Here is a 9,301-nt window from a genome sequence, read left to right as displayed (position 1 = left end):
GCGTTCGCCGCACCGCCCGTAATCGGCCTGGAGCCGCCGTCGACGCCGGTACCGGGGTCTCTGATGACCAGCCTTGGGTCGCTCGCGTATTTCAGTCCGCGGCCGGCTTGGCTCAGCTGATAATCGCATTCGATGGCTGTGCTGATTGCCGGCTCGAATGTGCTCGCGCCGTCAATTTCGTCACCGCCCGGGAGATTGCGGACCCAGATTACGGGCAAAAAACCCAGGCCGTGAGTGATGGTGCGGTCAGTGTCGATATTGGGCAACTTGCCATCGCGGGCATCTGAAACGCTCAGCGGCAGATACCAAGTCTCCGCGTCGGCGTCCCATGTTCGCTGGAACCAGAACGAGCTGCCATCGGCGTCGGCAGGAATCGAGTAGCCCCGCGCCCGCAGTTCGTTTCCACGGACTTTGTATCGCTCGGTCACGGCGACCAGAGAATCCGGGTCCTCGGGGTCCCAGGTCGGCGTCAGGGTCGCAGTCGGCAGCACGGAGACGAACGGTTTTCCGCGCAGGACACGGAACAGCAGCGCGACGCTTCCGACCGAACCGCGCGTCGCCGCATCCGACATCAGTTCATTCAGCCGGCGCTCTTTCACCCAGTTCATCAGAGCCTGCGCCGTGCGCGCATCGGGTGCGTGGGCGACCGGAAAATGGGCCTCGCTGAACAACATGCTGACCGAGTCATCGACGACCGTGCGGCAGAGGTTCGTCCGCACGCTCGGGCGCCGATTATTCAGCGGGATATACTCGCCGGCGCCTGAAATCTCGTCGCTGAATGCGTGCCGCAGGTGGTCGTACTGTGACCCGGACAGCACGGCGTCGAGCGCCAGCAGGCGCCGGCACCGCGGCGACAGGTCGGAATCGCTCGGCATCGAGGCTCTCAGAGACTGCCAGTCCAATGTCAGCCTCCGTGGGCGATAGTCACTACATCTGGCCGTGTTGGCGTGTAGTGGAGTTTGGGGCACGATGTAGTGAAGAGGCCGCGTCACCCGGCCCACAGGGAGCGCCAATGGGTATCAACACCGCACCGATGCTGACCGGCGAGCCCGTGTCTGTAGCTCAGCTGGAGGCGGCGTTCGGGCCCATCGAAGGCGCCGTAATGGGCTACGGCGAGGGCGAGTTTGGTGAGGATGGTCGGTTGCGTTGGTGCGCGGCGGTGTTGCCTGGCAACAAGATGCAGTATTTTCTTCGGCAGAGAGCCAAGCGAATGAGCGCTGCTGGCGAGAACCCACGCAAGCCGTTCTTGATTGCCATGGGCAGCCTGAAACGCGCCGCGGATTATGGCGGAACGCCGAGGGCTCTATGCGGTGTCGGCCTAGCGTTTTCGGGCAACCGAGAGGCCAAAGAGATGCTTCACTCAGATGACTTGAAGCGTAAGGAATTCCTGAAAACCGACGGGGCGTTTAAGTGGGACATGGGTGTCCCATATTTACGAGTTTGGCTGCCGGCTCCGCCCGTTCCGTTCTCGGATATAGTCGGATACGAACCGCGACAGTTTGGTAGAAGTGACGGCCAAGCGGTAATTCCGCTCGAAAATTTGGTGCCGGGTCTGACAACCGCAATCCGGGCGATTCAGCTCCGTGAAGTCGTCCTTGACCGACCATCAACGACGCCGGACATCGTGTTGCGCGATGAGAAGCGATATCGAGAGGGATACCTCGTCGAGCGCGGTCCCCGATATGAGCGTGTGCGGTCTGCCTCAGTGCGGGACGCGGCACTCGATGCTAATCTGGAGAAATACGGCAACTACACCTGCGAGGAGACGGGGTGTGGATACACCGCTGCAGCCGACCCAGGCGTCAGCCCAGACAAGCGCCGGCGCATGTTCGAAGTACATCACCGTATCCACATCTCTGCCGGCGAGCGGCACACATCTCTCGATGACGTTGCCGTCCTTTGCCCGCGTTGTCACCGCCGCGAGCACTTGGCAACCGAAGAAGCCTAGCGCCCGAACACGTTGATGTGCTGCTGCGCCGGCGGCTTGTAGGCGTATTTGCCGTAGCACGCGTATCCAAGTGCGTCCGGCAGGTGGTCGTAGCCAGTGCTTTTATCAGGCTCGCTTGAGCCTTCGCGATACACGTGCCGCTCGTAGCTCTCGATGGATTTTCGGCACCCCGGGTCGACGAACAGCCGGCGGACACTGTCGGCCGTCGCAAACCGCGCGTTCGTGATGTTATTCCGGTCGCGCACCTGCGGATGGCTCGACATCGCGATGACGCGCATCCCGCTCGCTTGCAGAATTCCGATATCGGTGCGCCCGCCGGCCGAAGTACGTCGCTGGGCACCTGCAGGGTCGGGGTATGCGGTGATGTGCGCCAGACTGCCATTTCGAGCATATCGAGAGCGAATCTCGGCGACCAAGTCGTCGGTGTTCGCCGTCGGGAGTACGATTTCGTCGACCTGAAACAGCGTGCCACCCTCCTCGACGAGGCACACGCACGACATCGGGTTGATGTTGAAATCGATGCCGAGAATCAGAGGCGCGGTCGACGTCAGTTTCCCACGGCACGGACGAACGCTGTCTGCACGTGAGAAAGCGTGCAGCACCCGCCCCTCATAGGTCTCGAAGCTGGCCTCGTATTCCTGCCTGAATGACCTGGCATCAAGCGTCCGGCGGGCCTGCTCGACCTCGTCGGCCGGGACATTGCCGCCTTGGAGCGTGGTGTAGCTGAAGCTGCGGCAGTCTGGCTCGCCGCCGGGCTGGCCTTTGATGTACCAGTCCCGGAGGTGGTTGAATCCCTTCGGCGTGCCGATGAAAATCGCATGCCCGTTGGCGGTCGACAGCATCGGCCGGATTGTTTCAGCCCACGCCGCCTCGGGCGCATCTTGCCATTCGTCGCCGGCAAAGAACCACAGGCCTGAGCCACGCAGATTGTCGTACTCGGCCATGCCGACGATGCGAATCACGTGCCCGGAAATCAGGGTAATCGAGCACTCGGACTCGTTCGGCTTCGCCGCCATCCATGATTCCGGGACGGCGCGCTTCAAGCGCTTCCAGAAGACCCTCTTGGCTTGCTTCAGCGTCGGCGCACCGTACCAGATTTCGTTCTCGGTCGGGATATTGCGGCGAACAGCTTCGCGAGCTGCACGGCGCATTTCCTCGCAGATGAGAAAAGTTTTACCCCAGCGCCGGCCGGCGACAATGGTGCGGAATCTGGCGTCGGGCTGCCACCCCGCGCGGTAGACAGTGCCCTGTGGACGGCTCAGGGTCGGGCGAAAGTCAGGTCGTGTGGACCGCCGGTTGCTCCTCGTCGCCATCGATATCCGGGTCCTGGTCGTCGGCGATGTCGACGGTCGACGTGTCCGCGGCGTCAGGCTCCTTGCGGTCGGTCAGCCCGTGGATTTTCGCCAGCAATGTCAGTGCTTGCAGCTTGTTGTGCGTCTTGAGCGCAACCTTGGTCTCGCGGCCTTGCCGGGACTCCGTAATCTCGGAGACCACGGCTGCATCTTCGGCATCGATATCGTGTGATTCGTGCAGCGCCAGGCCGCCTGGGCCCCAGCTGCTGAGTCGTCGCGGGTCGGCGAATGCAATCCGGGAGAGCTCGCGCACAATCCGCTCCTTCATATCGAGAGAGCGCTCGGCAATCGCGGCAGCCCTGGCGGCTGATGCAGCTCTGGCCTGGTCGATGGCAGCCTTGATGTCAGTATTCTGCAGTAGCCTGTAACCGGTGTTTTTGGCCTGCGAGCCAGCATAACCAGCGGCTTTCGCGGCCTCGGCGGCGTTCGTCGAGGCCAGATACGCTTCTACGAACCTCTGCTGTCGAAGATTCAAAGCCATCGTCGGCTCCCGGCCGTCGCTTGGCCCTACTCATCTGCTGTGTGATTGAATCAGGTCGCGAGCATCTGACCCGGGCCAACACATTGGCGGCAAACCGGCGGCTCCAGCGACCTGAACTGATTTCGTGATTCCGCCGGCGCGAAAAAGCAGCGGCGGCCGGATTGCTCACAGCCGCCGCCAGTTCTCAACCAACAGGAGGAAACGCATCGGACCAGACCAATGGGGAACGCACTGAGCCGATGATGGCGTCAAGATAACAAGTCGTGTCCGCGATGTCAAGAAAATACGTGCAGTTATGCAAGCATGTCCCTTGTAAGCGACACACATCCCGTGACCGTGATTGCGATAATAGTTCAAGAATACCAATTTTATTGTTGACATATGCCAACAGACGTGCGTAGCGTATTGACAACTGGAGACATTGAACATGAGGCACGGAACTGCGCAGGGCGCCATCGACGAGACCATCGGCAGCATCGGCTATTGGACGGGAGCTGTTGCCGGGCTCGCGACGGACATCATCGCTGAGCGCCAAGCGGCTGCTCGGAATCATGATGCCACGGCAGCTCGACGTATCGACGCTCGGACTGCGGAGATTCAGCGACAGACCGCGGCGATGCACTCTCAACAGGTTTCCAACGAGATGCGCGAGCTGGAGCGCGAGGCTCAGGAATCATCGCGGGCATTTCTCGCCGAGCTGGACCGTCGTCGGGCGCTGGAAGCCGAGGTTGCCGGACTGCGTGCTCAGCTCGCCCAGCGCGACCGTGTGCTGAAGCGACTCATCAGCGGCCAGGCGTAAGAAAGCCGCCGGTAGGTCATCCCCGCCGGCGGCTTACCGCGTCGTCACCACTGTAGTCAGTGAACGGTCGGCTGCGGTGCCGGCGTGTTGTTCTGCGTCCACGCCGATTTCAGTGCTGCCAGGAAATCGTCATCCGACATGCCTTGTTCTCCGCTGCGAGCGATAGCCCGGCGCATGTTGTCCTGCGGTGCGGGCTGCACGATGCCGGCGGCTTTGGCTGAGGTCTCGAACTGCTGGTGGCCAGGAACCTGCACGCCCAGCACGGCTTTCATCGAGCGGATACCGTCTACGGTGTAGCGGCCCGGGTCCTGCAGCGATGCCTTGATGGCGCCACGGCTGGCTCGCTCCAGCACACGCAGTTCGTCGGGCCTGAGCACCTCCAGATACTGTCGGAATCGCATGGGCAGGTGCTCCAGCATCTCAGCCGGCGTCGCCTCGCCGCGCAGACGGTCCTTCACATAGCGCCTGACCGCTGCCAGTTCTCGGGCCTGACGAGCTGCCTGGGGCGTCGCCGCCTGGCGCTGCTGAGCGATGGCCTGCTGCTGACGAGCCGCCGCTTCATTCTGCTGCTCGTGCTGTGCCCCGCCCATCGCCAGCCGGAATCGCGCGCCCAGCTGGCCGACGAAATCCATGCCAACGCCGGCAATGGACAGCGGCACCCTGGCGACCTGCTCGACCACCTCAACAGCCTGCTGCAGCACATACCGGCCGCCGATGAACGCCATTCGAAAGATGGTCCGTAGGGAGCGAACCGCAGCGGCGACTGCAGACCGAATTGCCCCGGCGAGGCTCGAAGCCCAACTCATTGCACATCTCCCGTCACCGGCGGCTGCGGCTCGGAATCATACTCCTCGCTGAGCTCTACCGGCTCGACATCCGCCGGCGCCATCTTCTCGTCATCTTCGTCCATCGTTCTCTCCCGGTTTTTTTTACTCACCTGGAGTGACGATGACCCACATCGATGCAAGCGACACCGAAAATCGGCATCGATTTCGTGAACCTGCCGACCGCAGACCTACGCGGCCTGGGCAACCGGCGGCTGATGAGATTCGCTGCCGACGATGGTGTGCCGGCGGGCGGCGACCGGGTTGTCGACGGCGTAGTAGTGCTCGACCAGACGGTCCAACGCGGCCTCGATTTTCCCGGAGATATATCGCCGGTCGCGGCCCAGCTTGATTTCCAGCACGGTCAGCGACAGCCGCTCGTGAAGCACTGGCTCCAGCAAGCTGTGCGCTGCGGGTCCCAGCGCCCATTTGGCTTTGAAATAAAGGTTTACGGCATCGAGACGGGCTATCTGAAATCCGTCGTGCGAACCCGCCGCACCTGTGCCGCGCTTCTCGGGGTCTCGGGCCGACAGTACGCCGAACTCGAAATCGGCGAGCCATCTGTCCGCCGCCGCTTTGTGCCGGGGCAGCAGGCTACCGCTTCTCAGCATGTGCTCGAATGCGCCGGAGACGCTCTGCGTGCGGATTCCGGTTGCGGCGTCGCGTGTCACGCTGACAGACGAGCCGTGCTGCCAGCGTTCTGGCGGTGCGCTGTAGCCGTCGGTGTCCGGGTTTGATGGTGATGATGGCGACCGTTTTGCTTTGCGCGACATAGACGTTCTCCCGGAAGACGAATGGCATTTGTTTTCAATAGATTATACGCGACGAAGACAAATATCCGGTCGACTATTTCACTATTCCGAGATAGAAATGCCGACCGGAGGCGGAAACATGAGTCGGGACAGGAATTCGACTGCGGCGAAGGTCGTATTTCTCGAAATCGACTGTGTTTTGCTGACACCAATCGACTGGCGCGCGCCTGGAAATCTGCATGCGTGCGACGTGTTCGACGCATCGGGAGAGGAGAGTTTCGGATTGGCCCGGGCTCTGCGGATGGTCGTCCTGCGGCATTTCAGAATCCGATTGCTGAATGAACTCTGCAGCGATACCGGCGCAGCTGTTGTGCTTCTCAGCCGATGGCTGCCGGTCGTCGGCTCAGAGGTCCTGTCCGATTTGCTGACCAGGAACTCGGTCTACGATTGGTACCTGCACCGAGATGTTGCATGCACGGTGACGGACCCGGAATCCAAGCGAGCAGCGGTCGAAGGTTGGCTGTCGAGGCATCGTGAGGTGCGGGAGTGGATTGTCCTCGATGCCGATGCAGCCGAGCTCGGATTCGAGGACCCGGTTCCGGTCCATCCCCGCCTCGGCTTCACGATTACCGAGCAGCTCGATGCCGTGCACCGTCTGCGGCCGCGGCTGCCAGAGCGCTATAAATCGCGGCACCCCGACGCCTCTGCAATCGTGTTTCTCGACATCGACGGCGTGCTGTTGCCGACAGCGTGCTGGAGCCTGAAATCCGCCATCGACGCCTGGCAGCGACTGCGCTGGTGCACCGATGAGAGCGAACGGGAGCTGATTTATACGAACGATGTGCAGTTCAGTGCCGTTGCAATTGCTCTGATGAATCAGCTGTGCACACGCTGCAGAGCGCAGATTGTGCTGGTCACTAGCTGGCGTTGGCATCATAGCCAGGAATATATCCGCCGAATTCTGAGCTCGCACGGCGTCGCCGAGGAGCATTGGCATGCGGACTATGCGTGTGTCGACACCGGAGGCGGAAAGCGAGCTGATGTAGATGAGTGGCTGTCCCGGCACGCCGAGGTGACGGCATGGGTGGTGGTCGACGACCAGTCGGGAGAGCTCGGATTTGCTGACCTCGGCATTGATGGAGAACAGGGGCTGACAATCAGCTCGTATCGGCGCGCGTGTGAGCTGCTCGGTGCGCCCGTCGGTGCCGATGAGCACCATGCTTTCCTGGGCTTCCCGCGATGAGCAAAATCTCCTTCCTGGACATCGACGGCGTGATTTTGAGCGGTGTTGACTGGCTGCGCCCGGAGAACCGTGCTGCTTCGGTGCTGCTGGAGTCGGCCCGGGACAGGATGGCCATCTACCGTGAACACGTAAAATTCAACGCCTCGGCCATCACGCTCGTGAACGCTTTGTGTACAGCAGCCAGCGCACAGCTCGTTCTGATGAGCAGTTGGCGGCGAACACACCGCCCGGCTGATGTGCGCGATTTGCTGACCGGGCATGGTATCGACCGTCGGCTCTGGCACGTCGATTACGCGTGCCCTGTGGTCGGCGGTAAGCGCGACGATGTGTATGCCTGGCTCGGTTCGCATGATGACGTGACTGCCTGGGTTGCGCTCGACGATGAGGCTGACAGCGAGGGTCTGCCGGATGTCGGCATCGATGGTGCCGACGGCCTGACGTCAGCGTCGTTTCGTGTCGCTGCCCGGGTCCTGGGAGCGGACGCCACGCCGGTGCTCGGGTGCCATTTGGAGCAGGAGCATATCGAGCAGCTCGCCGAGAACGGCATTGGCGAGACCGATATCGGCTTGGCCCGATGGCTCGAATTCGACCGTGGTGACGGCTCAGAGCGCCCGCCATCACGCCTGCTGCGAGATAGCTCATATGCCCGCGCGACCAGCGGCTCATCACGCGCACAATTCGAGCGGAGATTCCGGGACTATCTCGATAGCCGTCGACTCACCGATTTGTCTTGAATCGACGAGACGACGGGGCGTATAGGCGCCGGCCGGAGATTCATCATGAGCACCGACGCCGACCTGGCAGACCACTTTTACAGATACAGCGGAATTGAGCTCCAGACCGCCGAGCTGCTGCTGCCGGCGCACGCCAGCCTGGCGGCGCTGTGGTTGTCCCAGGCGGCTACGAAAATCGGTGGCATCGGGCTCCTGGCCGGCGACGAAATGTGCGACCAGGACCCGTCGGGTTACGGGCTGGAGTGGATGTGCAGGCGTATCAAGGATGACGTGCTGAGGGGGATGCTGGCGCCGGTCACATGGCTCGATGGATGGTCGCCGGAGGGGCGTGATGGCGGTGAACCGGGTGTGCCGGATGCGGACCGGCTAGAGGGTGCTGTGCAGGTGCTGGGGCGGGCTCGGCAGCGGGCGTACGAGCTGATGACCGCGCATGAGGAGCTGGTGTTTGCTGCTCGCAAGTATCGGGGTCGGTGAATAGGTGAGTGAATAGGTCGCTGGGGTAGGTATCGGGGGATTTCAGTGGGTTATCGAGACGCGGGTCAGGCCAGCTGAATAGCATAGTGAATAGGTCGGCCGTTGTGGGGCTTAGCTGACCGTTTCCTCCGGCCGTATCCACGGCTATCGTGCCGGGATGACGATGACCGATGCCGAACTCGCCGTTCACGAATCCCGGCCCGCATTCGTGGCGCTGAAAGCTGCTGCAGAGGCGCTGTTCGAGGCCCGCGATGCAGCCACGGCTGACCCGGCGACAGCTGTGCGGCACATGCGGACTGTCGCCACTCAGATGGCCACGGCTGAGGCGGCTATGGATGGCGCCGGGTCAGCCGGATGGGCGATGCAGCGCTATCTCGACCGGATTGACGATGATGGCCAACGGATGGCGTGGCTCGGCTGGCTGAAGGCTGGCGCGGGTGGTGTGCTCCCGGGTGCTGGCAGCGATGATGTCCAAGTGGGGCTGGCGGTGTTGGGCGGTGTGCACGAGGAGATGTGCGCCGAATACGGTGCGCGTTATCTGAGGCGAGGATAGATTAGAAATACGTTAGCATGCTAACGTTCCTCACTGACGTTGTTGGCGCATGAGATGCGGAAATCGTAGCCTACGGCCAGTGTGAGCTGCGCGTCCGTCGGTGAGGACTGAGATGCGGGGTAGATAACGGCTCTCAGATGA

10 protein-coding genes and 1 pseudogene are annotated in these 9,301 nt (G+C 62.1%); 6 read left to right on the top strand and 5 right to left on the bottom strand.

Annotated elements, in window-relative coordinates; all coding sequences use genetic code 11:
- Positions 1 to 875: pseudogene (locus FHR90_RS16470) on the bottom strand (phage portal protein); the annotation flags it as partial.
- Between the two features lie 137 nt (positions 876 to 1,012).
- On the opposite strand from FHR90_RS16470, the gene FHR90_RS16465 reads away from it, so the two are divergent.
- A complete protein-coding gene (locus FHR90_RS16465; RefSeq protein WP_176622820.1) occupies positions 1,013 to 1,948 on the top strand; it encodes an HNH endonuclease in 936 nt (311 codons plus the stop codon).
- Here FHR90_RS16465 and FHR90_RS16460 read toward each other — a convergent pair.
- Positions 1,945 to 3,261 (bottom strand): terminase large subunit domain-containing protein, encoded by a 1,317-nt coding sequence (locus FHR90_RS16460; protein ID WP_176622822.1) that lies wholly within the window; start codon positions 3,259 to 3,261, stop codon positions 1,945 to 1,947. The two genes, FHR90_RS16465 and FHR90_RS16460, sit on opposite strands and share 4 nt — an antisense overlap.
- Positions 3,224 to 3,781 (bottom strand): terminase small subunit, encoded by a 558-nt coding sequence (locus FHR90_RS16455; protein ID WP_176622824.1) that lies wholly within the window; start codon positions 3,779 to 3,781, stop codon positions 3,224 to 3,226. The genes FHR90_RS16460 and FHR90_RS16455 overlap by 38 nt, the downstream gene beginning before the upstream one ends.
- A gap of 427 nt (positions 3,782 to 4,208) precedes the next feature.
- Here FHR90_RS16455 and FHR90_RS16450 point away from each other — a divergent pair, with 427 nt between their 5' ends.
- Positions 4,209 to 4,580 carry a hypothetical protein gene (locus tag FHR90_RS16450; protein ID WP_183275541.1) on the top strand — a complete coding sequence of 124 codons (372 nt, stop codon included), beginning with the start codon at positions 4,209 to 4,211 and terminating at the stop codon, positions 4,578 to 4,580.
- Between the two features lie 56 nt (positions 4,581 to 4,636).
- Here FHR90_RS16450 and FHR90_RS16445 read toward each other — a convergent pair whose 3' ends face one another.
- Together FHR90_RS16445 and FHR90_RS16440 are read right to left on the bottom strand one after the other, a co-directional pair.
- On the bottom strand, positions 4,637 to 5,305 hold the full coding sequence (locus tag FHR90_RS16445; RefSeq protein ID WP_176622829.1) for a hypothetical protein: 669 nt from the start codon (positions 5,303 to 5,305) through the stop codon (positions 4,637 to 4,639).
- A gap of 290 nt (positions 5,306 to 5,595) precedes the next feature.
- Positions 5,596 to 6,177, bottom strand: coding sequence for a hypothetical protein (locus tag FHR90_RS16440; RefSeq protein WP_176622831.1), 582 nt, complete (start codon positions 6,175 to 6,177; stop codon positions 5,596 to 5,598).
- 118 nt (positions 6,178 to 6,295) lie between these two features.
- Between FHR90_RS16440 and FHR90_RS16435 the strand changes: the two genes are divergently transcribed.
- From FHR90_RS16435 to FHR90_RS16420, 4 genes are all read left to right on the top strand, one after another.
- Entirely contained in the window at positions 6,296 to 7,399 is a 1,104-nt protein-coding gene (locus FHR90_RS16435) for an HAD domain-containing protein (RefSeq protein ID WP_176622833.1), read from the top strand.
- Positions 7,396 to 8,133 carry an HAD domain-containing protein gene (locus FHR90_RS16430; RefSeq protein WP_176622835.1) on the top strand — a complete coding sequence of 246 codons (738 nt, stop codon included), beginning with the start codon at positions 7,396 to 7,398 and terminating at the stop codon, positions 8,131 to 8,133. The genes FHR90_RS16435 and FHR90_RS16430 overlap by 4 nt, the downstream gene beginning before the upstream one ends.
- 45 nt (positions 8,134 to 8,178) lie before the next feature.
- Positions 8,179 to 8,607: a hypothetical protein gene (locus FHR90_RS16425; RefSeq protein WP_176622837.1), complete on the top strand. Its 429-nt coding sequence runs from the start codon at positions 8,179 to 8,181 to the stop codon at positions 8,605 to 8,607.
- Positions 8,608 to 8,770: 163 nt separating this feature from the next.
- Positions 8,771 to 9,160, top strand: a complete 390-nt coding sequence (locus FHR90_RS16420) for a hypothetical protein (protein WP_183275540.1) — start codon at positions 8,771 to 8,773, stop codon at positions 9,158 to 9,160.
- Positions 9,161 to 9,301 lie beyond the last annotated feature (141 nt).

Origin of the sequence: Endobacter medicaginis, assembly GCF_014192375.1 — a bacterium.
GTDB classification, from domain to species: Bacteria; Pseudomonadota; Alphaproteobacteria; order Acetobacterales; family Acetobacteraceae; genus Endobacter; species Endobacter medicaginis.
The sequence above is the reverse complement of the archived record's forward strand: the minus strand, read 5'-3'. Positions and strand labels throughout refer to the sequence as shown.